Origin of the sequence: Methanosarcina sp. UBA289, from assembly GCA_002496565.1 — an archaeon.
In the GTDB taxonomy this organism is placed as follows: Archaea; Halobacteriota; Methanosarcinia; order Methanosarcinales; family Methanosarcinaceae; genus Methanosarcina.
On record DAKJ01000018.1, the window covers coordinates 469974 to 493469 of the forward strand.

The following is a 23496-nucleotide window of genomic DNA, read 5'->3' on the forward strand; positions in this document are numbered from 1 at the left end:
GCTGTTAATTCCGTAGAAATTTCTTTATTTTCTCTCAAAATTGACGCCTAAAGATTATTAATGTAAAAATACTTTCCTTGTCAATTCCAATATTCAATAGCATTACTTTTTTTCAAAAGGATTTACTGGATAGATATTGCAAGGAAATATCAAAGAAGGCCTGAAGGGGACAAAGGAGTAATCTGTTAAAAGTTAATGTCAAAAAATGTAGAAGAAAAGAGAAAAAATTAAAAGGTTAAAACGTCATGCTTAGAAAAATTATCTAAAGAACTCTTAACCGGATAAAAGAAACGTATATATATTGTCAAATAGGTACTAAATTACTTATTTCCCTTAGTGACGACCCTCTCAATGTATGTAAATAAAATAAAACCATGTATGGAAGCGTTCTATTCACTCACATTAATTAGATAATATAGATGAGACAAATTCGGATAAAGATTCTTAAATTATAGAAATTGATAAAGATTACCCCTTAAACCCAGTATATCAGCTGGCAAGTTTTTTGACCTAATTCTCAAAAATGAGCCACGGAAGTAATCCAGAAAATACCGATGGATACAGGAAATTACTGATTAAATTATATTACATTCATTCCTATCCGTTTTTAGAGTGATCAAAATGTGTGGAATAATAGGCTTTATAGACCGAACAAAGTCCAAAATGGACGGGTCGAGCATAAAAGCCGCCCTCAGCCTCATGAATGAAAGAGGTAGTGGAGACGGGGCAGGCTATGCTGCATACGGAATTTATCCAGAGTATGCAGATTACTATGCTCTTCATGTTTTCTTTGACAATCTAGGTGAACCAAAAAAGAAGGTTGATGAACTTCTCCAGCAAATGGGAGAAATTGTTCACCAGGAAGAAATCCCCACAACCCCGCAGCCTGGCATAAAGAAAGTACACATCCCATGGAGATATTTCTTTAAGCCTTCAGAAGACCTGATGGCAGGAAGAATGGCTTCTGAAAACGATGTTGTCACTTACATAGTCATGGAAGTAAATGCCAATGTAAAAGGGGCTACAATCTTTTCTTCCGGGAAAAATATGGGAGTCTTCAAAGCTTCTGGCTGGCCCGAAGATGTGGCAAACTTCTACAGGATTGAAGATTACAAGGGATACATCTGGCTTGGTCACAACCGTTATCCCACAAATACCCCGGGTTGGTGGGGAGGCGCTCATCCTTTCAACCTGCTTAACTGGTCAGTAGTACATAATGGAGAAATAACCTCATATGGTACAAACCAGCGTTATGTCGAAGGATACGGATACAATTGCTCCCTGTTCACTGATACCGAGGTTGTAGCCTATTTGTTTGACTTACTTGGTAGACAGCATGGACTTTCGCATGAAATGGTTGTCAAGGCTCTTGCTCCGCCTTTCTGGGATGAAATAGACAGGATGCCTGCAAAAGAAGCAGAGTTGAACAAGGCAGTTCGCCTTACCTACGGACCCGCTCTAATGAATGGACCCTTTGCAATTGTAGTCGGGACAGAGAATGGTATTGTTGGCTTTACTGACAGGATTAAACTTCGTCCTCTGGTAGTTGGTGAGAACGGGAACCGGCTCTACATATCCAGCGAAGAAGCCGCAATAAGAGTATATGACCCCGAAGTCAAGACCATATACACCCCTAGGGCAGGAGAACCAATTATAGGGAGGTTTATTGAATGACGCTTGGAAGTGTGCCCCCAAAATTTAAGGTCGATATCGATCGCTACCAGTGTATGGACTGCGGACGCTGTATTGAAAACTGTTCCTACGGTGTGTACAGAAGGGAAGGCAACAAAATCCTCATAGAATCAAGGAAATGTACAGGCTGCCTTCGCTGTGTTTCCATGTGTCCCAGGGACGCAATCATGCTTACGGAAAAACCTGTAGATTACCGTAGCCACCCTCTCTGGACCAGAGAGGCAAGAGAGGATATTATTAAACAGGCCCGCAGTGGAAAAATTATCCTTTCAGGAATGGGAAACGCCAGGGATTTGCCAGTTGTCTATGACCACCTTCTTCTTGACGCCTGTCAGGTCACAAACCCAAGCATTGACCCCCTGAGAGAACCTATGGAACTCAGGACTTACATAGGAAAGAAGCCATCCAAGCTCAAATTCAAGAAGACTGAGAGTGGAGACGTAGAACTGGAAACAAAACTCGCTCCAAACCTCAAGCTTAATACTCCGATAATGATTGGGCATATGAGTTTCGGAGCTATTAGCCTCAACGCCCAACTCAGTATGGCAAAGGCCGTAACAGAACTCGGAACTTATATGGGAACAGGAGAGGGAGGGCTCCATGAAGCTCTTTATCCTTATCAGGACCACATGATTGTCCAGGTTGCATCAGGCCGGTTTGGTGTAAACATTGATTATCTTGAAAGAGGCGCTGCCATTGAAATCAAGATTGGCCAGGGGGCAAAACCAGGTATAGGTGGACATCTGCCTGGAGAGAAAGTAAGTGAAGAAGTCTCAAAGACTCGCATGATCCCTGTTGGCAGTGATGCGATTAGTCCAGCACCTCATCATGATATTTACAGTATTGAAGACCTTGTTCAGCTCATTAGAAGCCTGAAAGAAGCAACCGAATGGAAGAAACCGGTCTTCGTTAAGATTGCAGCCGTGCATAACGTGGCTCCAATTGCTGCTGGTATTGCCCGCTCTTCTGCAGATGCGGTAGTGATTGATGGATTCCGCGGCGGGACTGGCGCAGCTCCCAAGGTCTTTAGGGACAATGTGGGAATTCCGATTGAAGTTGCAATCGCAAGCGTTGATCAGAAACTCAGAGAACAGGGCGTAAGAAATGAAATATCAATTATTGCAAGTGGCGGAATAAGGAACAGTGCAGACCTTGCCAAGTCAATTGCTCTCGGAGCAGATGCTGTTAATATCGGGACTGCTGCCCTTGTTGCTCTGGGCTGTAGAGTCTGCGGCAATTGCTACAGAAACCTTTGCCCGTGGGGTATTGCTACCCAGCGTCCAGATCTTGTGAGCAGGCTTGATCCTGAGAGAGGAGCAGTTCAGGTCTCAAATCTTATTAAGGGCTGGACTTACGAACTCAGTGAACTTATGGGTGCTGCGGGAATCAATAGTATAGAAAGTCTGCGTGGCAATAGAGACCGCCTGCGTGGATATATGCTGGATGAAGGAATGCTTAAAATCCTGGATGTACTGCCAGCAGGAGCCTGATTGAGATGAAGATGGTAAGAATTGATGCAAGAGGTATGCACTACACACCCTTAAACCAGAAAATCAGGGCTGCGGTTGCGGACGGAGCAGAGGAAATCGTACTCGACAACATACTCGGACAGCGCTTTATAGGAGACGGATTAAGAGGCAATGTCCGCATTATAATCAATGGGGTTCCCGGAGGAGATCTGGGAATGTTCATGAGCGGGCCAACCTGCATTGTACACGGAAATGCCGAACATGCTCCGGGCAATACAATGGACAGAGGAATGCTCGTAATTCACGGAAGCGCAGGAGATGCCGTTGCCCACAGCATGCGTGGAGGAAAAGTCTTTGTAAAGAATAACATTGGTTATCGGGGCGGCATCCACATGAAACAGTATGAAGTGGAAGCCAGACCTATACTCGTTGTGGGAGGCACAGCCCATTCCTTCCTTGGAGAATATATGGCAGGTGGTCTCGTACTCGTGTTCGGTATCGGCAAAGATAAAGCCATGACAGACAGGGGTATAGGAAGCGGAATCCATGGTGGAGAAATTATCATCCGTGGGGAAGTGGATGATTACCTACTTGGAATAGGAGCCAAGAAATTCAAGTTTACTGAAAGTGATCTTGAACGCATTGCTCCAATTATAAAGAGCTTCTGCGAGCAGTTTGGGTATGACGCCACAGATTTCCTGAACACCAACTACACAAAGATCGGACCTGCAAGCAGCCGGCCTTTCGCAAGCAAATACGTCTGGGAGTGATCAGAAATGGCAGAACAGAAACCAATCAGCAAAAGTTACCTTGACCTTAAGTCAAAAGTCTGGGACGAAGGCCTTTGCTCAGGCTGCGGGGCCTGCATTGCAGTCTGCCCTGCTGATGCCCTGTACTTCGAAACCGGCGGCGATTCCACACACCCGAAAAGCAATAATTACTGTAAAGCCGCTGTTGATGATGTGCCCTGCGGAGCCTGTTATGAGGTTTGCCCGAGACTTGACGAACAATCCTCAAGCCTGCTAGGAGACTACCTGGAGATTACTGCTGGGAAAGCCGAGTTTGAGATTCCTAGAAAGCAGAGTGGAGGAGCAGTCACAGCGATTCTTGCAAACGCCCTTGATACAGGCCTTGTAGATGCTGTAGTTACGGTTACGGAAGATCCCTGGACCCTTAAGCCACATTCAATGGTAATAACCAAAAGTGAAGCCCTTATAGGCCAGGCAGGAAGCCGTTACAACTGGTGGGTCCCTCTTGTTTCTTCTCTTAAGGAAGCAGTTGTAAACAGGAAGTACAGGAACATTGCAGTCGTTGGAGTTCCTTGCGTAGTTCAGGCAGTTCGCAAAATGCTTGAAACCGACCACCAGCTTGTGCAGCCATACAAGAAGTCTATTCGTTTCGTTTTAGGCCTTTTCTGTACGGAAAGCTTTGACTACGAAAAACTTATCGCAGGCAAGCTAAAAAGCGAATACGCCCTCGAACCCATGAAAGTTTGCCGCATTGATGTTAAGGGCAAGCTAGAAATCACCCTCAATGACGGAACGCAGTACATAATTCCCCTTACCGAACTTGAGGATACTATCCGTCCGGGCTGTGGTGTCTGTACGGACTTTACCGCCCTCAAAGCCGATATCTCGGCAGGTTCGGTCGGAAGCCCAGACGGATACACAACCCTTGTCATCCGTACCCTTGTTGGACAGCACCTTCTTGAAAGCGCGGTTGCCAACGGGAAACTGAGCGTAGGCGGGGAGGTCAGCCTTGGGATTATTGAAAAGCTTGCAAAGAAGAAGATGGCAAGAAAGCAGGAATAAGTCCGATAGGAATTTAAAGGATGAAACCCGAGTTTCATCTTTATTTATTCTTTTTTGTTAAGTGTGGTTTGAGGACTATTTAGTCCCAACTTATTAAATATTCTTCTGAACATGAATTTAACTCTGCGTTATTTCATTTGGAGTCACTAATCAGCAGAGTAATAACATATCCAATTTTATTGCTTTTTTGACGTAGGGATATTTCTCGATATTTGCTAAACTGAATTCAACGTATTTCTCTGGAGGGTCTGAAGTTTATTTGCATGAACATACACCAGGTTGATGAATCATTAAGAAGGAAATCAGACCTATTGCTAAAATTACAAAAGAAAAGTAAATTAAAAATTTTATAATCATTTTCATTTAAATATTCTTTTCACTTACATTATGAAAATAAATGTAGACAGTCGGCATCATTTTTCGTTAATTACATCATAAATCTTTTTTAACATCAATGCAATATAGAAAAGCAAAATAATATTAAGGATTGGGAATACAAACGATATGATCTCTTTAAAAATGTAAAGAAATGAAGTAGATGAAATCATTTACTCACTTCTCCTTTTAATCATCGTATGCAGTATTTGTACCGGAATAACCTGTCCCATCACTATCTAGGAACTCTCCCCAATATTGCCACTGCCATTTACCACTAACTCCGTTAGTATTTGATTGTACATAAAGTCCATTATATTCATACGTATCTTGGGCTTTGAAGTTCAAGTTAGGATCATAGAGTGTAAGGTCTACGTCACAGTTAACCCAATCATATAGATTGGAATCGATTTTATTCTATCTTCATTAGATCTTATGCTCCAGCTCCACCAATCATCACAGTCATTAGGAGGAGATATCCCACCAGCAAAGTTATAGGTCCGATATGTTGACGTTGGCGATAAATCTTCTGATTTATTGGTTTTGTTTATAGAGTTTTCAGAAGTTTCAGGCACTTCAACTATTAGGTTTATTTTGTTATGCTCTCCATCTAATTTATTTTTAAGAATTTCCTCCAAAACTTTTCCTTCCGCGTTGATAATATATCTGTTGTTAGATCTTTCTATCACATCTATATTTTGTAATTTATCGATTGCCTTATTATCCCATACCTGAACCATAACTCTATATACTTTATCAGGATTTTGCGTCACTTTTTCCAAGAGTCTGTTCATTATTTTTTGCTTAACTACTGCAGCCTCCTCATCAGACAATTTCCTTGGCGAGTCTTCATTACTTGTGATTTCAATATTCGTATCTACTTGCGCATTCACAGCTGGCACAAAAGCTATTCCCACCAGAAACATTACCAAGAGCAATGTTCCTATTCCTAACTTCTTAACTATCATTGTTTCACTCCTATTTATTTTCTAGGAGGCATAAACAGAAAAGCCTTAAGCACCCTTAAAACTAATATTTTCCTGCCTCCGGGCAATGTGGAGTTCGAATAAACCTTCCAGAGAGAATTTGAGCTCCACTGAACATCTTTTTAAATGTTCATATTTTTCTAGGAACTTACTTTTATAATTAATTTGTGACCAAATCATCCAACTGAAAGTATAATCAATTTAAATTTGGGTTTTTTAAAATTTAAGAAGTTATTTGCTACATAATTGGACAGTTTTGCCATAAAATTTAAGTAAGCTCTTTTGATACGTGTTAACAGGAGAGGTGAAAATGTCAAGAAAGATATTATTTATTGTATTGGCAACCTTGCTTTTTTTATCTGCCACTACAGCGACAGCAGCTGAAAATGTGGAAAAAGTGAAAGCTTCAAGCAACTATATCGTAACACCTTCACCTAGCATCGAAGTTGGAGTCATTGACAAAGATATAGGTATTCTGACAGTTTATGATACCATCAGTCAGGGAGAAATAAATATACATGAGAAAACAGTTGGCAGTGGTTTAAATCTCCTAATTGTGGATCTTAACTGGGGAGATTCAACTGACTCTCTTCGGCTTAAAATATATACCCCTAGTGGCAATGTATTGGGTACCTACTATGATAATGCAGATGGTACAACTGACGGTAGGATCCACCTGTATATTCAAAATTCAAATGGAATTGAAGCGGGGAATTGGAAGTATCAGGTATATGGGTATAAAGTCGCCGGAACAGAAAATTATACAATCTAAATTTGATCATGGAATTACTCAAATTATGCACCATCTATGTGGAAGATGAAATTACTTTTTATCTTGGTACTGAGTACCGCAGTAGGTACTACGAGTGCAGACACCGGAGGATATACCGTTGGTCCCTGCCCACCCGATGAAGAGCTCAAAAAATTGGGTGATGCTGTTGATATTAGCGGGGCAGACAGGACTCTTACTTTCTGGGAATTTCCATTGTCATTCAAAATAGCTTATATATTAGGATACCTGGTTGCTTTCGTTTCTTTTTTTAAATTAGTTCCTATAATTCTTGGTCAGATAAAGGGCCTAAATAAAGATGCCAATAAAAAGAAAATTATTAATTATGTGCTGAATGAGCCAGGGTGTACTCCATCTGAAATTTCAAGAAACCTGGAGATTAGCCTGGGATCTATAAGATATCAGATCAAAACACTCAAAGCTGAAGAGAGATTGACATTAACGAAGGAAGGAAAGTTCACAAGAGCCTTTCAAAATTCCAATGCTTTCACAAAAAACGATAAAATAATAATATCACATCTTAAAGGTAGTACAAGAAAACAGATACTACTTAACATTCTGGAAAATCCTGAGATTACGAATCAGGATATCTCAGAAAAGCTGAACTTAGACAAAAGCACTACTCACTGGCATATAAAAAAATTAAGGGAAGATGATGTTATTTTCTCTGAAGTAGAAGGCAAGTTTACTAAATATTTTGTGAATCCAGCTGTGGAGCCGGAGTTGCTGAAATGGCTCAAGATATAAGCGTTAAGCAGCCTTCTCTCAATGTTTGAAGAAAAAGAAAACTAGTAGCTGCAAGGGATACATTAATCTAGTGTCGCGTCAACAGTAAAATATCGTATAGAATCAATTTCATCTATTCAGACTAGTCAAATCTTTGAGGATTGACAAGACACTAGTCTATATTTATTCGTAAAGAGTTTGATTCCTCACTTTGCCAGTTTTCTATAACGGTTAAACATTGGCTTTATACAGGTTTAAATATTCAAAACACAGGAATCAAGCCAGGATTGTCACCGGTAATACACTCTCCGCCTTTAGAAGTTACTATAAAAGTGTTTTCAATACCTACCATTCCTATATTTTCAATTCCTTTTTTAGGTTCGAGAGCAAATACCATTCCTTCCTGGAGGGGCTCATCAAATCCTTCAGCAATCACAGATGTTTCATCGATTAGTAACCCAACCGCATGGCCTATGAATTTAACTTTGCGGTTGCCAAAACCCATGAAGTTCTGAAGAAATTCCGAATCGAGCTTATTCATTATGGTGGTGTAGATTTCCGAGGGGATCGCGCCGGGTTTTAACATTGAGACAGCTTCGTTTTGTATTTCCACACATTTATTATGGGCATCTATGGCATATTGTGGAAGCGAAGAACCAAACATATATGTGGTAGTTTTATCCGTGTTATAACCTTCAACCCCGCATCCGATATCAATGAATACCAGATCTCCTTTTTTCAGTTTTCTGTCACGGCTTCCGATAAGGGGAACCGCAGGGCTCATCCCGTAAATTCCGCCAGGCCCGTTAAAATAAGAAGGATAGATCGAGCTTTCACCGAAGCAGATATTTTCCAGGAACATCTCGGTATCGAACATGCCAAAGCGGCACAATCCGTAATGGCCTTCTTCGACCATAAATGAAAATAGTTCTATTGCCAGATCCGTTTCACTCATTCCTTCTCGCAGCATTTCAGGTACGAGATCTTCCAGCACATGCTGATGAATCCTGCCAGCTTCTCTTGTCAGCGAAAGCTCATATTCGCTTTTAATTGCTCGGACCGCGCAAATTAAGCAAAAACACTAAAGACAGAATATCAACCAGCTACTAATATACTATTAAAAAATTGAATACTATTAAAAAATTGAGATCATAAGACATTACAACTTGAATTCAGATTTTTTAAGCACATAAACTTCTATTGATGCCAAAATATACGCTTAACCTTAAACACACAAAACCGAGGCTTTAATTTTTAAAACCATGGTCGTTTGTTAAAGGTTTATTCCAGTAGTATTAAAAAATGTGTCTTCTATATATCAGAATCGAAGTATCAGTTTACAATGTTTTTCGGATAGGCTCTTATTAGGTACTACCGGAAGATATTATGGTCAATATCTTTTCATTCTTTTTAACCTCGTTTTCTATTCTTCTTTCATCGCTCTCCCAAATCCACTTCTTAGATCCATCCCCAAGAGTAATACAACACAGGACAGAGTTTTTCACTTGAAGATTATTTTTTTCCAGTATTTCAAGGAAATTTTCATCCTGAATAGCTTGTTCAGTTACCGTAATTATATAACTATTTCCTTTTTTGATATCATGGTTAAAATATATAGGATCAGTCCAATTTTCATCTTTTCTCAATTCATCTCTTACATCCATTCTTTTATCTGCGTCTACCGTTAGGTAGTACCTTTCTGGCTGAAGGTCAGAATTATATTCTATGGTGTTCATAGTCATGTTGTATTTTTCAAGAATGGCTTTAACTTCAGGCTCAGTGGTTCCATCTTCAAATTCAATCAATAAATGATATACTTTCGTATCTGGAGATGCAGTCAGCACCTTTTCATTCCTTTCAAGCTCATTTGCAATTTGGTATGCATCTTTCTCTGGAATACCACCACTCTTAGATTCATCTTCTAAACCAATATAACAATAGACGGATTTTTTCACTGGAAGATTGTTTTTTTCCAGTATTGCAAGGAAATTTTTATCCTGAATAGCTTGTTCCGTTACAGTCAATATATAATTACTTCCTTTTCTTACAGGGCTAGTCAAGTTTATATCATCTACCAATTCCTCTATATCTATTGTTTTATCTCTATCTAATATCATGTAGTACCTACTTGGCATAATATCAGAATTGTAATCTATGGTGTTTATAGTCATGTTGTAGTTTTCAAGAATGGCTTTAACTTCAGGCTCAGTAGTCCCCTCTTCAAATTCGATAAAAAAGCCAGCTACTTGTTTTTCTTGGAATGGCGTTTTTGCATCAACCGGTACCTTTGTGTCAACTGGTATTTTTGTATCAACAGGTGTTTTCATATTATCAGATGATGCGTCTACAAATAATCCCACGAGTATGACAAGAGCTAGAAATACAATAAAAACAGCAATTTCTTTGCTGATTTTACTCAAACTACCACCTTCTAAAAAAGATAAGGAGTTTTAATTCCTCACATATATACGATAATCTTCTGAACCAAAACCTTCCATAAAATAATAGCCATAATTTTCAGGTAGTGGATCATCGATTGCCAAATATCTATCCGGATAATCATTTAAATATCCACTACAAACTCTAGAGTGACTATCTTTTATACTTACAAATGGTCTATTATTATCAATTTCAGAAACCGCTTGATCAAACGTAAAAATTGTAACATATTTTGAATTAGGTTTATTTAATCCATTGGATGGTTTATAATAATTTAACTGGTTATTATTAATGACATTCCCGCCAGTAGTATAACCTGGGCCCATCTTCTGATATATATAATCTTGGGTATGAGTTACTCCATAGTATTTAGCAATCATTTGACCGCATGCTGGAGCGCAGTAATGATCATTTTCTTGCCCATACAAAGTAGTATCGAGATATTTACTTGTGCTTGTTGCCACTACTGTTAAGTCGTCACTAAGTTTCTTGATATCTTCTTCAGTGACTGGCAGATTAATATTAACTCCCTTATTAGTTGCTGCTTGTTCTATAGATTTAGTAAGCTCATTACTTTTTTGTCACTCTATTAAATTTTTGTCTATTTCATTTTCCGTAATCTGTTCATAGATTGAGCAAACTCCAGGTTTTGTTTCAGTTGCAGGTTCATCTGGTACCACATTAAGAGTATATGCATCTATAAATATCCTATATTCATCTCCTGTAGTCTTGTTTTTTACTACAGTCATTGCTCCTATTTTGGGATAGCTATATACAACCATTTTAGTTGATTCGATTTCTCCAGTTGGATATTTGTTTTTAGCAGTTTCTATTGACTTTTCCATAACTTCAGTCATGTTAAAGGGTATCGGGTTAAATTCGATAACTTGGATTGGCTGCCCCAGTGTTTTATTGGCACCAACGTCGATTTTACCTATTGTTTTATTATTTTCATGTACTGAAAATTGATAATACAATTTTTGACCATTTATATCATAAAGCTCCAGTGGTTTGGGATCAATAGATGCCCCTTTCCAGCTTCCAAACTTTTCTGTATCGGTTGCTATAAACCTTACCATTCGCGTATTTGCATGCTTAAAGGCTTCCTCTGCAGTTACGCTCTGACTGTTTTCTTCCTGTGCGTTAACAGTTGGTACTAACACCATACCAACCAGCAGTATTGCTAAAATTAGCATACCTATTCCTGAGTCATTTCTTGTTCTCATGCCTTTACCTCGTGTATTTTTACCCAGGAGGCAGGATCAGGCAAGCCTTAAATATTCACAAAGCTAATACTAAATCATGCCTCCGGGCAATGTGGAGTTCGAATAAACCTTCCAGAGAGAATTTGAGCTCCACCAAACATTAATTTTAATGTTCATATTTTGTTAGGAACTTACTTTTATAATTAATTTGTGACCAAATCATCCAACTGAAAGTATACGCAAATTTAAATTTAGATTGTTTTAAGATTTACAAAGCTATTACTCTGATAGTTAGATGATCTGGCCATAAAATTTAAGTGGACTCTTTTAATATGTGTTAATTGAGAATTAATAATGACAATCAGGACACTTTTTATCATATTGACAATTTTGTTTTTTCTATCTTCCTTCACGACAGCAACAACTGAAAATATAGACAAAGGAGAAACATCAAGCAACTATACCGTAACACCGTCATTTGATACTGAAATTGGACTAGCTAAAAAGAATGTAGACGCTCTGGCAGCCTACAGTTTTGATTCCAACATGCAATATAACAACACATCTATACCTTTTGATGTTTCTCAAACTAGACTTGAAAACTCAACTCGAACTATATCTTCTTTTGGAGAACGAAAAATTGGAAGTCAGAATGCTGCTGAAGCTTCCCTATTTATAAAAGATGAAATGGAAAAAGCAGGCCTGCAGGTTTCTCTGGACAATTTTTCCGCGAGGATACGTACACGGGACTTCAATTACTGGAACGTAAGCGGCACAAACGTAGTGGGAATTAAAGAAGGAAAAGCTCTTAAAGATGAGATTATTCTCGTAACCGCACATTATGATTCAAGAATAATTGTACCTCCAGAGTCAGGTTTGAAGGATATTTTTGATTCTGAGATAAGAAAGCCCTATCTCTGGCCAGTCTGGTCCGACACCTATGTTTGCGAATCGGCCAACGGAACCGGAGCGGATGACAATGCCGGAGGGGTTGCCTGCATGCTTGAACTTGCAAGGGTCTTGCAGAATGAATCATTTGACAGAACAATATATTTCATTGCTTTTTCTGGAGAAGAATACAATCTTCTTGGCAGCCAGGCCTGGGTAGAAGCCCATCCTGAGTTGAAAGATGATATTATTGCGGTTGTTAACGTGGATTGCGTGGGAAACGAACCTCTCTACGTGTGTTATCTCCCCCAGTATGCCTGGCTTAAAGATATTTTTGAAAACGAAGCAAAAAACTCAGAAATCAAAATTCAATCTGCGCTTATAGAAAGAGGAGATCATGAAATCTTTTGGGAAAACCACATCCCTGCAGTAGTCCTATGCCATCATAACTACGAAGGTCATGATAATTTCCACAAATTGAGTGATACAGTTGACAATATCGATTTTTCGGTTATCAGGAATGCAAGTACTCTGGCTGCCAGAAGTGTTATTTATCTTGCAGATCCAGATGAGAGTCAGGCTCCTCTCGTTAATGTTTCCAATCTGGAGGTTTCAGAAGCTTCATTTGAACTAACCTATAACGTCTCCGACCCCGAGAGTACTGTGGAAGTCTTTTTTGATAATCAGAGCCTGGGAAATCTCCGATCAGGCAGAACCTTTTCGCTTCCGGAAGGAGAACATACCATCAAAGTTCTGGCAACCGACCATTATGGGAATAGAGGTACTGAGAGCATAAATGTTGTAAATAAGGAAAATCAAAACAGAAGTTCTGAGCCTCATCATCAGGAAATAGAGAGCTCTGAGAACGAGGTAAATTATATAATTGGATATTCTCCAGAAAATTCCATGGACTCAAACAGGACTCTTTATTATTATCTGGATAATTTCGGGCCTCTGTACCCAGGGAATCTTTTGATTCTTACTCCCGGCAGTCATAATCTAAAAATATGGTCAGAAAATGAAAATGGAACTGTGTTTATGGAGAATAAAACTTCTGATTTTAGAAAATATTCCATTGAACGAGTCCAGATAGATAACCCATTCATGGATCGTAAAAATCCTCTTATCTTCATCTCAGGTGTATTTGTAAGTTTGACTATTATTGCGTTTTATGGGAAGCGGGTAAAAAGAAAATTATTGAATCTAAAAGGTTCTAAAGATGAATAAAAATAAAGGCTCCGTTCATACCAAAAAATTTTATTTATTCAACTTTTATAATGATATTTTTATTCTCAAAATCATGTTTTTAAGTCCTCTTACTTCAAATATTATCTTAAAACACTAATGGATTAACCTGTATATTCAAAATTCGAACGGGTTATATGGGAAATCTGGACTTATAAGAAGGTCTATGGGTACAGAGTGACTGGAACAGAAGCTTATATGATTTTAGAATTTAAACTTATAATAAAATTGTCAAAGTATGAGCCAGCTATGTGGAAGATAAATTTATTTTTTGTTTTGATCCTGAGTACTGTCACAGGTATAACCGGTGCAGACACCGGAGAATATACCGTTGGTCCCTGCCCATCCGATGAAGAACTTGAAAAACTGGGCGACGCTGTTGACATGAGCGGTGCTGACGTGACGTACTCATTCTGGGAATTTCCTTTGTCAATCAAAATCGCTTACATAATCGGGTATTTGACTGTTTTCTTTTCCTTTTTCAAACTGGCTCCCATAATTCTTGGTCAGATAAGGAGCCTAAGTAAAAATGTCAACAAAAAGAGAATTATTAATTATGTGCTGAATAAGCCAGGGTGTACTCCATCAGAAATTTCAAGAAACCTGGAAATTAGCCTGGGATCTATAAGATATCAGATCAAAACACTCAAAGCTGAAGATAAATTGATCTTAACGAGGGAAGGAAAGTTCACAAGAGCCTTTCAAAATTCCAACGCCTTCACAAAAAACGATAAAATAATTGTATCACATCTTAAAGGCAGTACAAGAAAACAGATACTACTTAACATTCTGGAAAATCCTGATATTACAAATCAGGAAATCTCAGAAAAGCTGAACTTAGACAAAAGCACTACTCACTGGCATATACAAAAATTAAGGGAAGACAATGTTATTTTCTCTGAAGTAGAAGGCAAGTTCACAAAATGTTTTGTGAATCCAGCTGTGGAGCCGGAGTTGCTGAAATGGCTCAAGTACTGAAACGGCTCAAATATAAACTTTGAGCAGCCTTTTCTTAATGTTTGAAAAAAAGAAAACTAGATAGCTGCAAGGGATACATTAATTATCTAGTCCATGTTTATTCGTAAAGAGTGTGACGCTTCATTTTGTCAGTTTTCTATGAATCAATTAAACCTTGGCTTTATACAGTATTTTAATAATTAAAACACAGGAATCAATCCCGGATTATCTCCTGTAATACACTCTCCGCCTTTAGAAGTTACTATAAAAGTATTTTCAATTCCTACTATTCCTACATTTTCAATTTCTTTTTTATGTGCGAGGACAAATACCATTCCTTCCTGAAGGGGTTCATCAAAGCCTTCTGCAATCACAGGCAGCTCATCAATTAGCAGTCCGACTCCATGTCCCAGGAATTTTACTTTACGATTTCCAAAACCCATAAAGCTCTGTAGGAATTCCGAATCGAGCTTATTCGTTATGTTAGTATAGATTTCCGAGGGAATCGCACCGGGTTTCAGCATTGATGCAGCTTCGTTCTGTATGTCCACGCATTTATTATGGGCATCTATGGCAGATTGCGGAAGTGAAGAACCAAACATGTATGTTGTTGTTTTATCCGTGTTATAGCCTTCAACCCCGCATCCGACGTCAATGAATACCAGATCTCCTTTCTTCAGCTTTCTGTCCCGGCTTCCAATCAAGGGAACCGCAGGACTCATTCCGTAAATTCCGCCAGGCCCGTTAAAATAAGAAGGATAAATAGAGCTTTCACCAAAACAGACATTTCCCAGGAACATCTCGGTATCGAACATTCCGAAACGACATAATCCGTCATGACCTTCTTCGACCATAACTGAAAATAGTTCGGTTGCCAGGTCTGTCTCACTCATTCCTTCCTGCAGCATTTCAGGTACAAGATCTTCCAGCACATGCTGATGAATCCTGCCGGCTTCTCTTGTCAGTGAAAGCTAATATTCGCTTTTAATTGCTCGGACCGCGCAAAATTGGGGATCTATCGGCTTGAAACTTTGAAAAGGAAAGTGTTTTCGAAATCTCTGGTATAAAGCCAGGGGAACAACCTCAGTTTCCAGATATACTGTATCCGGAAGCCCGCTTATGCTCTTTGCGGCATCACGAAAACTGTTCATAGATTCTATATTTGGAAATAAGGATTCATCCAAGGCTCTTTCATAGCTGCGGCGTACCCAGAGGGTTGTTTCTCCGTGTTTAGGGATGATCAGCATTCCATCCTGCATCGTCCCCGTAAAATAATAAAGATTAATTTTGCTGAAAACAACAGCCATTTCCCATTCGGGACTCGAAATATCCATTCATTTCCTAAAGTTTCTCATCCGGTTTTTCAGTTCAGTTAAAGGTACTTTTTTGATCATGGGAATCCCTTTACTAAGTTATCTGTTATCAATTATAGAAGTGTAACCTATAATAGAAAACTTGGCATGAATTTATGGACAGATGTACATGATAAATAGATGTACATAGTAAACGTATATAATAATTTTATTTTTTCACAACGAAAATAACATTTTTCGCAGTGATTTGTTAAAAAACGATATTTTTTGCAGAGATTTTGTAAAAAGATAAAAAGTGACTCTTAGTAATGAAATCTAAGTTCATATCTCAAAAAGGAAGAAATAATTAGAAAGGAAACAAATTGAAAAGGAAAAAGTAAAAACAAAAGGCTTTTTGAAAAGGGGATATCATGTTAGGAAAATTCGAGGATCTTATCGAAAAGGCATCAGGAATGGGGCTCAAGGCTTATTTTGTGGATGCAGGAGATATTCCGGTTGAGAACAGGATTGCTCTAAAATGCGCTTACGGCTGTAGGGGTTACGGAAAGAGATTGAGCTGTCCGCCTAATGTTATGTCGGTTGAGGAGTTTAGAAAAATCATTGAAGAATATAATAGTGCGCTTCTACTTGTCGATGAACGTGATACTTCACAGGTGTCGGATGTCCTTGAAGCCTGGGGAGAAATTCGCAAGGACTCTTTCCATAAGATGTTAGAGCTTGAACAGGAAGCTTTCAGAGAAGGTTTCACTTTTGCACATCTCCTTAGACCCGGCTCATGCAACGAATGCTATACTTGTAATCTTGAAAAGTGCATAAAGCCGGAGTTGAGACGTTTTGCACCTGAAGCTGTAGGAATAAACCTTCAGAAAGCAATGGAAAAGGCAGGACTCGTACTTGAATTCTGCAATCCTGAGAAAACTGTATGTGTCGGAGTTTTACTTCTTGAATGAAATTCTAGTAAGGGTTCAGGTATGAAAAAACAAAACCAAAGAGAGAAAAAGATTAAAATTTTACCTTTTAATTTGGGGAAATACTCAAAGTAATTGTAAGAATTCTGAATAGAAATTTCGGACTGCCATAAATAATATCACAATTTAATTCGTTATCGTCGCCTAGTTCATTATCGTATTTAGTTTATTATCGTATTTAGTTTATTATGACCGTTCAATTCGCTATCCTAATTTAATTGCTGAAGACAGAAGTTATATTAACTCTTGGACAGATTTTATGGAAGATATAGAAAACTGGAGGTTTTGTTTAAATTGAATTCTGAAAAATTAAAAATAGCTGTTCTTGGAGGAACCGGAAACATAGGGGAGGGAATGGTGCTCAGACTAGCCCTTCAAAACCTTATGCCTGAAGGTGTAAAGAACGAAGTAATTATAGGTTCCAGATCCAAGGAAACTGCCAAAGAAGCCGCAAAACAAGCTTTATCCGAGCTTGAGAACTGCGGGTTTGATACATCTGGGATAACCATTACAGGAAACAGTAACCTTGAAGCTGCACAAGCAGCCAAAATAATAATTCCTACAATTCGTTTTGACTACGTTTTACCTCTGCTGAACGATATTCGTGAGGCTCTTGAAAACAAGATTTTGATCACTCCTGTAGTCCCGATGGTAAAAGAAGGAGACCTTTTTGTATATAAACCTCCGGAAGAAGGTTCAGCCGCTCTTGCAATTCAGAAAAATGTTCCGGCTTCTACAAAAGTTGTTGCAGCCTTCCACAATATCCCGGCAGGAAAATTGAGAGATGTTGTCAAGTGTAAGGCCGTACACCATGCACTGGTGTGCAGTGATGATGCTGAAGCAAAGAAGCTGGTAATTAAACTTACAGAGCATATGGGATGCCTTAAACCCCTGGATGGAGGCTCCCTTAAACAAGCAAGTACTATGGAATCACTTACACCACTACTGATTAATCTTGCAAAACTCAATGGACTTAAAGACCTCGGAATAAACTTCTCCTGATAAAACCTTGTAAAATAGCGACAGAAATAAAAGAAGAAGCAGCGAAGGGAAGATTTGGAATTTGGGAAAAGGAATATCCTTTTGAAAACTTATTTTTATATAATAGTAGGAATAATATATGTAAGCACAGATGGCACAGATTTTAAGGAAAAATGTGAAACAAGAATCTCTGCCTGAATGCAAAAAAAGAAACCTGAGAACTAATGCTTGCCTATCTGGATCCAAATTCTTTACCCCTGCTATTGAACTCTAGCAAATTTAGCTTATGTTAAATATTATGAGATTAATAGTCAACATGAGAAAAATCTGGAAGAAAAAAGCTGATTGAAGAATCTAGAAAAGGACTAATTACGGGAGAATTTGTCAGGAAATACCTGTTTATCGTAAAATCCAAAAATCGCTTTCAATTGCAGAGTTTTCTCTTGATTTCATTATTTTTGTTACCTTTCTTTTCTAAAAATGATGATCAACTAAATCAGACAGTGAACCTGTATGAATGAAAAATTGCCAAAAGTGTTAAAGGCTGCGGGACTTGACATACTTTCCTGCATGCAGTGTGGCACATGCACAGGTAGTTGTCCTTCAGGAAGGCAGACCGCGCTTAATACGCGAAGAATTCTTAGAGATGCACGCAAAAATAGGGTAGCAATTCTCTCCGATGATGCCCTCTGGCTCTGTACTACCTGTTATACCTGCCAAGAACGCTGCCCGCGTAATATACCAATTACCGAGGCCCTCCTGGAGCTCAGGAGACTTGCAATAAAAGAAGGTTTCATGCTTCCAGAACACAGGAAAATATCGGAAATGGTCGTGGAGTTCGGGCATGCAGTCCCTCTAGACAAAGAAACAAAGCAAAAGAGGGAAGAACTCGGGCTTGACCCAATACCTGAGACTGTCCAGAAGTATCCTGAAGCCCTACAAGAGCTAAGGAATCTTCTCAAAGCATGTAAATTTGACGAGATCGTGGCTCAAAAATAAGGAGGCAGAATATGGAAAAACTATCGCTATTTCTTGGATGCATTGTACCCAACCGATACCCAGGAATTGAAAAAGCAACTAAATTCTGCCTGGAGAAGCTTGATATAGACGTATCCGACCTGCCAGAAGCTTCATGCTGTCCTGCTCCAGGAGTCTTTAAGTCCTTTGATAAAGCAACCTGGCTTGCCCTTGCCAGTCGGAACATAGTTCTTTCGGAAAAACTAGAAAGGGATATTCTCACAGTCTGCAACGGTTGCTATGGCTCCCTGGCAGATGCTAATTTGGAGCTGAAAAAGGACCCTGAGTTAATGGCGTGCACAAACAGGTGCCTTAAAGAGATCGGCATGGAGTTCAAAGGTACTGTCGAAGTAAGACACATAATTGAATTCCTATATAAAGAAGTTGGGCCTGAAGAACTCAAGGAATATATCACAACCCCACTTGACCTTAATGTGGCACTGCATTACGGATGTCACCTAATTAAGCCTTCAAGAGATCGAAAACTTGGAGAAACAGAGGCTCCAGTTTTTTTTGATGAACTTGTTGAAGCTACAGGTGCAAAAAGCGTAGACTATACCGACAAAATGATGTGCTGCGGAGCAGGAGGAGGAGTACGCTCAGGCCATGCCGTCGAGTCCCTTAAGATGCTCGAGCATAAACTAGCCTGTATTAGGCAAGCAGGCGTTGACTGTATTGTTAATGCATGTCCTTTCTGCCACCTGCAATTTGACAGAGGACAGCTCGCAGTCAATGAAAAATTTGGAACAGATTACTCGATCCCTGTCCTTCACTATTCTCAGCTACTGGGCCTTGCTCTTGGTTTTTCCCCATACGAACTGGGAATAGAACAGAATGCAATTCAGAACATTGAGTTTCTTGCAAAGATATACGAGATCAGCGCAGGTTTAAGATAAAAGTCAGGTAAAAAAGTCTGAAATAAAAAATCTCGAGTAAAAATTAAAGATAAAAATAGTAAAAAGGAATTTACTTATTCATAAATCTGGAATTAAAGATATATATCTATCATTAATTTATCTGTTATCCTGCATATACCAGAGACACTTCTGTCTCCATTTGCAGGTTCCACAGACATCTTCAATGTCAGATGTGTTATTAAGTAGTGAATTGACTAACCTGAAGGCTTCATATGCCTTCATAATTGTTCCTTCTTTTATCTTTAATTTCTCCATAACAACAAGATCCATATTCCTGATCTCGCGAGAGCTATTTGACTCCTGCGCAGCGCATTCTCTTTTGCCTGGGCAGGAAGCACAGATTACATCACATTCAGATACCAGTTCCAGAAGTCTTGAAGGAAAAGCCTTTATGTCTGAAATTATGGCCCGCAGATTGGCCACAAAAACCGGGCTGTATCCATATCCTTGAAAACCCTGTATGCAGCAAAGGTGATGAGCTCTAATCTTCAGGCATTTAGATTCGGTTTTAGCATGAGACCCAGAGGTGTTCGATTTTTTGAGCATGTATTTCTCCAAGACTTGAACTCAAAGAGCAAAAGAATTCATTCAATAACATCGATTTTTGAATCAGCTAGCTGTGGTAATTCTTCAACAGGCAGTGCTATAGAAGGAGCTTCAGAGTATTTTGCAAAGAGGATGTCATAGCCTGTTTTAAGCCCCAGCATGATGTTGAGGTTCGTAAGGTCATCATTCAGGAGAAGAGCCTGGCCTATAGGATTGCAGACTGCTTCAAATTCCAGATTCTCGGATTTTTTAATTCCAAGACTAGCTTTTTCAAAACTGCAGACTTTACAGCAAACCGAAAATACCTCAAAATATCTAGAGAGAATATCATAAACCAGCCTGGCTTCTCGCTCATACTCAATACAGAAAGCGACGCCTATTTTTGTATACCCAAGCCTTTTTGCATAAATAGCTATCTCTTCTAGTTTTGTTCTTTTTACATTATCGGATTCAAGCCAAGCAGAAGTCTGGATTGATTTCAGATTGTCGCCTGTATACTCAAGCCCAGATTTAATGACAGAACAGTTTTTGCCTCTTGTACATTCCTTAATCCGGCATAACGCGCACTGCACACTTTTTTCTCCCGGGTTTTTAACATGAATAAGAAATTATAGTCACAGATAAGCTGTGAAGGTATAAATAATTCTACGAGGATTTTTGAAGAGACTTGCGCCTCAGGAAGCAAGCCTTTTTAAAAAAAGGCTTAACAGACAGTGACAGTTTTACTCATTTGTACATAAATATATATATCTTTCTGTTTAGAAAGAGAAATTGTTATATATTTATTCGGCAATGTGCATAAGTAACCCATGAAAAAATGCAGAGGAAGACCAAAGTGCCCGAGGCGTGTTGAGCAAACACCCGATATTACATATTTCAAGCCCAGAGGAGTCCCGCTGGCTGATCTTGAGGTTGTATCCATCACAGTAGAAGAGCTTGAGGCCCTGAGACTTGTAGATGTTGAAGGGCTCAAGCAGGAAGATGCAGCCATAAGGGTAGGAATATCAAGGAGAGCTTTCTGGGAAGATCTGAAAGCTGCAAGAATGAAAATCGCTTTTGCCCTTAGCACAGGAAAAGCGATAGAGATAAAGGGCGGTAACTATATCAGCGCTGAGATCCCTGACATTAATGAAGATGCTGACACATAAAAAAGAAATTTGAAAATCGGGAAAAAAATACGGAAATTTTACACAGGCGATAAAAATGACAGATAAGGTTCAACCACTTGAGAGCTTGTCGAAAAAGCCAGAAGAGCCAAAAATAGTAGTCAATCTCAGGCGCATCAAACGCAAGATCATGATAATGAGCGGGAAAGGAGGAGTAGGGAAAAGTACAGTCGCAGCAAATCTGGCTGCTGGGCTGGCTCTGCGCGGATACAGAGTTGGACTTCTGGACTGCGATATCCACGGCCCGACAATTCCTACAATTTTCGGAATAGAGTCTCAAAGACCTGATGTTAATGAAGAGGGCATTCTTCCAATCTCGGTACTTCCTAACCTTTCTATGATGTCTGTTGGCTTTCTTCTTGGAGACAAAGATTCTCCTATAATTTGGAGAGGCCCTGCCAAAATGGGAGCAATCAAACAATTCTTGGAAGAAGTTAGTTGGGGAGCACTTGATTTCCTGATTATAGACTTGCCCCCGGGAACAGGAGACGAACCCCTGAGTGTGGCCCAGCTGATTCCCAATTGTGACGGCTCAGTACTTGTTACAACCCCCCAGGACGTAGCCCTGATTAGCGTCCGAAAGTCAATTAAATTCTCTGAAAAACTCAAAGTGCCTATAATAGGGCTTGTTGACAATATGCATGGGCTTGTCTGCCCTCACTGCGGCAAGTCAATCGAGGTATTCGGAACTGGAGGCGTGGAAAAAGCTTCAAAAGACTTCAATATTCCGATTCTTGCCAGACTTCCTATTGAGCCCAAAGTCGCAGAAATGGAAGATAAAGGCACTGTTGTCCAGGGCCTACTTGACCACAGTACGGAATGGCAGAAGAACTTCGAAGCTGTTGTTACCGCAGTAGAAAAAACTCTGGGAGAGGATTAAGGAAAAATAAAAGGAAGAAAAGGTTTGAAAAATTCAAACGCTTCCTTGAGTATATAATTTTTCTTGATTGGTTAGCCAGTTTAGAGGCTAGCCTTTCTTTAATCAGTTAACCCTAGTAATTAATAATTGCTTGTTTTGAGATTTGTTCTTGTTTTATGTATTTTTCTATTATTTCTGTATTTACTTTCATTACCAGGTCATTAAGTATATATAATATATTTTTGACAGACCAAAAGTCTCTTAAACTAGATACATATTTTCTTTTCTTACAGTTAATTATTTGAGGTTTATAAGGAATTCTACTTTAGAATTCGGATTTTACAATCAACAGAAAACAAAGGTTATCTGTAAAAATAGAGGTTATTTGTGAGAAAAGAAAATTATTGCCACGTAACATAATTACTAAATAATATGCAAGATACTATAAAACAAAAAAATTAACGTTGAGAACATGAAGAAATTAGTTATACTATTGATTCTGCTTGCAGCTGTAATCTTTGCTGCGGGCTGTACTGAAGAAAGCCAGGGAAATTTCACAGATACCCAGGCAGTTCAGGAGAATTATAGCGTTGTCGAAGCAAATGAGTCTGAGCAGAACACAACCATCCAGGAAACCCAGCAAGAAAGTAATGTGGTTGAGGTGATCTCCCTTGAACAGATAAACGCATCCCTCGCGCAGGGGCCGGTTCTTTTGAAAATAGGGTCTAAACATTGTGGACCATGCCAGGCCATGAAGCCCATGCTTGAAGAACTTGCAACAGAATACGCAGGACGAGCCACCATTACGTCTATAGATATAACTGAGAGCCCTGATCTTGAAGCTTATTTTGAGATAGGATACGTCCCTGACACCTCTTTGGTCGTGGGTATCGAAGATGGTGATTATGTATACTTGCAAGAAAACGGAACAGTCACTAAGGATAGATTCCAGGCTAGAATTCAAGGACAAATGGAAAAAGAGGTGTATGAAAATCGTATAAACCTTGCCCTTCTCCAGGAAGGGAAAAAAACATCCAATTAAGGATTAATGGATAGAACTAACTTTTAAACTCATTAAGATTAAAGTTCAAATTTACAGTAAATCCCAGAGTTCTGGGAAAAAACTATAATAAATAAACTAAAAAA

Annotated in this window: 24 protein-coding genes and 1 pseudogene; 15 read left to right on the forward strand and 10 right to left on the reverse strand. The window is 39.1% G+C overall.

The window, feature by feature from the left end:
* The first annotated feature begins 621 nt into the window (after positions 1 to 621).
* From BP549_RS09970 to BP549_RS09985, 4 genes are read left to right on the forward strand one after another with little or no spacing between them, the layout of a single operon-like run.
* Positions 622 to 1674, forward strand: coding sequence for a class II glutamine amidotransferase (locus BP549_RS09970; protein ID WP_292380278.1), 1053 nt, complete (start codon positions 622 to 624; stop codon positions 1672 to 1674).
* Positions 1671 to 3182, forward strand: coding sequence for a glutamate synthase-related protein (locus BP549_RS09975; RefSeq protein WP_292376320.1), 1512 nt, complete (start codon positions 1671 to 1673; stop codon positions 3180 to 3182). Before BP549_RS09970 ends, BP549_RS09975 begins: the two co-directional genes overlap by 4 nt.
* 5 nt (positions 3183 to 3187) lie before the next feature.
* Entirely contained in the window at positions 3188 to 3931 is a 744-nt protein-coding gene (locus BP549_RS09980; protein ID WP_292380280.1) for a hypothetical protein, read from the forward strand.
* Between the two features lie 6 nt (positions 3932 to 3937).
* Positions 3938 to 4972 carry a Coenzyme F420 hydrogenase/dehydrogenase, beta subunit C-terminal domain gene (locus BP549_RS09985; RefSeq protein ID WP_292376323.1) on the forward strand — a complete coding sequence of 345 codons (1035 nt, stop codon included), beginning with the start codon at positions 3938 to 3940 and terminating at the stop codon, positions 4970 to 4972.
* A gap of 746 nt (positions 4973 to 5718) precedes the next feature.
* Here BP549_RS09985 and BP549_RS09990 read toward each other — a convergent pair.
* Positions 5719 to 6315 carry a hypothetical protein gene (locus BP549_RS09990; protein WP_292380283.1) on the reverse strand — a complete coding sequence of 199 codons (597 nt, stop codon included), beginning with the start codon at positions 6313 to 6315 and terminating at the stop codon, positions 5719 to 5721.
* Between the two features lie 328 nt (positions 6316 to 6643).
* Between BP549_RS09990 and BP549_RS09995 the strand changes: the two genes are divergently transcribed.
* Together BP549_RS09995 and BP549_RS10000 are read left to right on the forward strand one after the other, a co-directional pair.
* Positions 6644 to 7105 carry a peptidase domain-containing protein gene (locus BP549_RS09995; RefSeq protein WP_292380286.1) on the forward strand — a complete coding sequence of 154 codons (462 nt, stop codon included), beginning with the start codon at positions 6644 to 6646 and terminating at the stop codon, positions 7103 to 7105.
* Between the two features lie 63 nt (positions 7106 to 7168).
* A complete protein-coding gene (locus BP549_RS10000) occupies positions 7169 to 7870 on the forward strand; it encodes a winged helix-turn-helix transcriptional regulator (RefSeq protein ID WP_292380289.1) in 702 nt (233 codons plus the stop codon).
* 241 nt (positions 7871 to 8111) lie between these two features.
* Here the strand turns inward: BP549_RS10000 and BP549_RS10005 are convergent, their stop codons facing one another.
* The 5 genes and pseudogenes from BP549_RS10005 to BP549_RS10020 all read right to left on the reverse strand — a co-directional run bounded on the left by BP549_RS10005 (position 8112) and on the right by BP549_RS10020 (position 11514).
* Positions 8112 to 8918 carry a M24 family metallopeptidase gene (locus tag BP549_RS10005; RefSeq protein WP_349681029.1) on the reverse strand — a complete coding sequence of 269 codons (807 nt, stop codon included), beginning with the start codon at positions 8916 to 8918 and terminating at the stop codon, positions 8112 to 8114.
* A 295-nt stretch (positions 8919 to 9213) separates the two neighbouring features.
* Positions 9214 to 9591 carry a UPF0228 family protein gene (locus BP549_RS15885; protein ID WP_349681030.1) on the reverse strand — a complete coding sequence of 126 codons (378 nt, stop codon included), beginning with the start codon at positions 9589 to 9591 and terminating at the stop codon, positions 9214 to 9216.
* A 69-nt stretch (positions 9592 to 9660) separates the two neighbouring features.
* Positions 9661 to 10269: pseudogene (locus BP549_RS15890) on the reverse strand (UPF0228 family protein); the annotation flags it as partial.
* 30 nt (positions 10270 to 10299) lie between these two features.
* Complete coding sequence (locus BP549_RS10015; protein WP_292380293.1) at positions 10300 to 10752, reverse strand: C39 family peptidase; 453 nt, start codon at positions 10750 to 10752, stop codon at positions 10300 to 10302.
* A 117-nt stretch (positions 10753 to 10869) separates the two neighbouring features.
* Positions 10870 to 11514, reverse strand: a complete 645-nt coding sequence (locus tag BP549_RS10020) for a hypothetical protein (RefSeq protein WP_292380297.1) — start codon at positions 11512 to 11514, stop codon at positions 10870 to 10872.
* 333 nt (positions 11515 to 11847) lie between these two features.
* Between BP549_RS10020 and BP549_RS10025 the strand changes: the two genes are divergently transcribed.
* Together BP549_RS10025 and BP549_RS10030 are read left to right on the forward strand one after the other, a co-directional pair.
* Complete coding sequence (locus BP549_RS10025) at positions 11848 to 13608, forward strand: M28 family metallopeptidase (protein ID WP_292380299.1); 1761 nt, start codon at positions 11848 to 11850, stop codon at positions 13606 to 13608.
* Between the two features lie 246 nt (positions 13609 to 13854).
* On the forward strand, positions 13855 to 14604 hold the full coding sequence (locus tag BP549_RS10030; RefSeq protein WP_292380301.1) for a winged helix-turn-helix transcriptional regulator: 750 nt from the start codon (positions 13855 to 13857) through the stop codon (positions 14602 to 14604).
* Positions 14605 to 14783: 179 nt separating this feature from the next.
* On the opposite strand, the gene BP549_RS10035 is transcribed toward BP549_RS10030, so the two are convergent.
* Both BP549_RS10035 and BP549_RS10040 read right to left on the reverse strand, forming a co-directional pair.
* Positions 14784 to 15548 (reverse strand): M24 family metallopeptidase, encoded by a 765-nt coding sequence (locus tag BP549_RS10035; RefSeq protein ID WP_292380792.1) that lies wholly within the window; start codon positions 15546 to 15548, stop codon positions 14784 to 14786.
* A 6-nt stretch (positions 15549 to 15554) separates the two neighbouring features.
* Positions 15555 to 15917: an aminopeptidase P family N-terminal domain-containing protein gene (locus BP549_RS10040; protein ID WP_292380304.1), complete on the reverse strand. Its 363-nt coding sequence runs from the start codon at positions 15915 to 15917 to the stop codon at positions 15555 to 15557.
* Positions 15918 to 16306: 389 nt separating this feature from the next.
* Here BP549_RS10040 and BP549_RS10045 point away from each other — a divergent pair, with 389 nt between their 5' ends.
* The 4 genes from BP549_RS10045 to hdrB all read left to right on the forward strand — a co-directional run bounded on the left by BP549_RS10045 (position 16307) and on the right by hdrB (position 19758).
* On the forward strand, positions 16307 to 16846 hold the full coding sequence (locus BP549_RS10045) for a DUF2284 domain-containing protein (protein ID WP_292380306.1): 540 nt from the start codon (positions 16307 to 16309) through the stop codon (positions 16844 to 16846).
* Between the two features lie 312 nt (positions 16847 to 17158).
* Entirely contained in the window at positions 17159 to 17866 is a 708-nt protein-coding gene (npdG, locus tag BP549_RS10050; protein WP_292380309.1) for an NADPH-dependent F420 reductase, read from the forward strand.
* Between the two features lie 492 nt (positions 17867 to 18358).
* Positions 18359 to 18844 (forward strand): CoB--CoM heterodisulfide reductase subunit C, encoded by a 486-nt coding sequence (hdrC, locus tag BP549_RS10055; protein WP_292376345.1) that lies wholly within the window; start codon positions 18359 to 18361, stop codon positions 18842 to 18844.
* Between the two features lie 11 nt (positions 18845 to 18855).
* Complete coding sequence (gene hdrB / locus BP549_RS10060; protein ID WP_292380311.1) at positions 18856 to 19758, forward strand: CoB--CoM heterodisulfide reductase subunit B; 903 nt, start codon at positions 18856 to 18858, stop codon at positions 19756 to 19758.
* A 117-nt stretch (positions 19759 to 19875) separates the two neighbouring features.
* Here the strand turns inward: hdrB and BP549_RS10065 are convergent, their stop codons facing one another.
* Positions 19876 to 20325 (reverse strand): DUF1284 domain-containing protein, encoded by a 450-nt coding sequence (locus tag BP549_RS10065; RefSeq protein ID WP_292376350.1) that lies wholly within the window; start codon positions 20323 to 20325, stop codon positions 19876 to 19878.
* A gap of 38 nt (positions 20326 to 20363) precedes the next feature.
* Positions 20364 to 20897: a DUF1847 domain-containing protein gene (locus BP549_RS10070; RefSeq protein WP_292376352.1), complete on the reverse strand. Its 534-nt coding sequence runs from the start codon at positions 20895 to 20897 to the stop codon at positions 20364 to 20366.
* A 237-nt stretch (positions 20898 to 21134) separates the two neighbouring features.
* Between BP549_RS10070 and BP549_RS10075 the strand changes: the two genes are divergently transcribed.
* The 3 genes from BP549_RS10075 (at position 21135) to BP549_RS10085 (ending at position 23392) form a co-directional block, all read left to right on the forward strand.
* Positions 21135 to 21473 carry a DUF134 domain-containing protein gene (locus BP549_RS10075; RefSeq protein WP_292376354.1) on the forward strand — a complete coding sequence of 113 codons (339 nt, stop codon included), beginning with the start codon at positions 21135 to 21137 and terminating at the stop codon, positions 21471 to 21473.
* Between the two features lie 55 nt (positions 21474 to 21528).
* Positions 21529 to 22371 (forward strand): Mrp/NBP35 family ATP-binding protein, encoded by an 843-nt coding sequence (locus BP549_RS10080; RefSeq protein ID WP_292376356.1) that lies wholly within the window; start codon positions 21529 to 21531, stop codon positions 22369 to 22371.
* A 451-nt stretch (positions 22372 to 22822) separates the two neighbouring features.
* Positions 22823 to 23392, forward strand: a complete 570-nt coding sequence (locus BP549_RS10085; protein WP_292376358.1) for a thioredoxin domain-containing protein — start codon at positions 22823 to 22825, stop codon at positions 23390 to 23392.
* Positions 23393 to 23496: the final 104 nt, after the last annotated feature.

Excerpts from the sequence above, each read along its gene's own strand:
- BP549_RS10080 (WP_292376356.1), top strand. The coding sequence starts at position 21,529 with ATGACAGATAAGGTTCAACCACTTGAGAGCTTGTCGAAAAAGCCAGAA.
- hdrC (WP_292376345.1), top strand. The coding sequence starts at position 18,359 with ATGAATGAAAAATTGCCAAAAGTGTTAAAGGCTGCGGGACTTGACATA.
- hdrB (WP_292380311.1), top strand. The coding sequence starts at position 18,856 with ATGGAAAAACTATCGCTATTTCTTGGATGCATTGTACCCAACCGATAC.
- BP549_RS10085 (WP_292376358.1), top strand. The coding sequence starts at position 22,823 with ATGAAGAAATTAGTTATACTATTGATTCTGCTTGCAGCTGTAATCTTT.
- BP549_RS15885 (WP_349681030.1), bottom strand. The coding sequence starts at position 9,591 with ATGACTATGAACACCATAGAATATAATTCTGACCTTCAGCCAGAAAGG.
- BP549_RS10065 (WP_292376350.1), bottom strand. The coding sequence starts at position 20,325 with ATGCTCAAAAAATCGAACACCTCTGGGTCTCATGCTAAAACCGAATCT.
- BP549_RS09980 (WP_292380280.1), top strand. The coding sequence starts at position 3,188 with ATGAAGATGGTAAGAATTGATGCAAGAGGTATGCACTACACACCCTTA.
- BP549_RS09995 (WP_292380286.1), top strand. The coding sequence starts at position 6,644 with ATGTCAAGAAAGATATTATTTATTGTATTGGCAACCTTGCTTTTTTTA.
- BP549_RS09975 (WP_292376320.1), top strand. The coding sequence starts at position 1,671 with ATGACGCTTGGAAGTGTGCCCCCAAAATTTAAGGTCGATATCGATCGC.
- BP549_RS10045 (WP_292380306.1), top strand. The coding sequence starts at position 16,307 with ATGTTAGGAAAATTCGAGGATCTTATCGAAAAGGCATCAGGAATGGGG.
- BP549_RS10075 (WP_292376354.1), top strand. The coding sequence starts at position 21,135 with ATGAAAAAATGCAGAGGAAGACCAAAGTGCCCGAGGCGTGTTGAGCAA.
- BP549_RS09985 (WP_292376323.1), top strand. The coding sequence starts at position 3,938 with ATGGCAGAACAGAAACCAATCAGCAAAAGTTACCTTGACCTTAAGTCA.
- BP549_RS10025 (WP_292380299.1), top strand. The coding sequence starts at position 11,848 with ATGACAATCAGGACACTTTTTATCATATTGACAATTTTGTTTTTTCTA.
- BP549_RS10020 (WP_292380297.1), bottom strand. The coding sequence starts at position 11,514 with ATGAGAACAAGAAATGACTCAGGAATAGGTATGCTAATTTTAGCAATA.
- BP549_RS10040 (WP_292380304.1), bottom strand. The coding sequence starts at position 15,917 with ATGGATATTTCGAGTCCCGAATGGGAAATGGCTGTTGTTTTCAGCAAA.
- BP549_RS09990 (WP_292380283.1), bottom strand. The coding sequence starts at position 6,315 with ATGATAGTTAAGAAGTTAGGAATAGGAACATTGCTCTTGGTAATGTTT.
- BP549_RS09970 (WP_292380278.1), top strand. The coding sequence starts at position 622 with ATGTGTGGAATAATAGGCTTTATAGACCGAACAAAGTCCAAAATGGAC.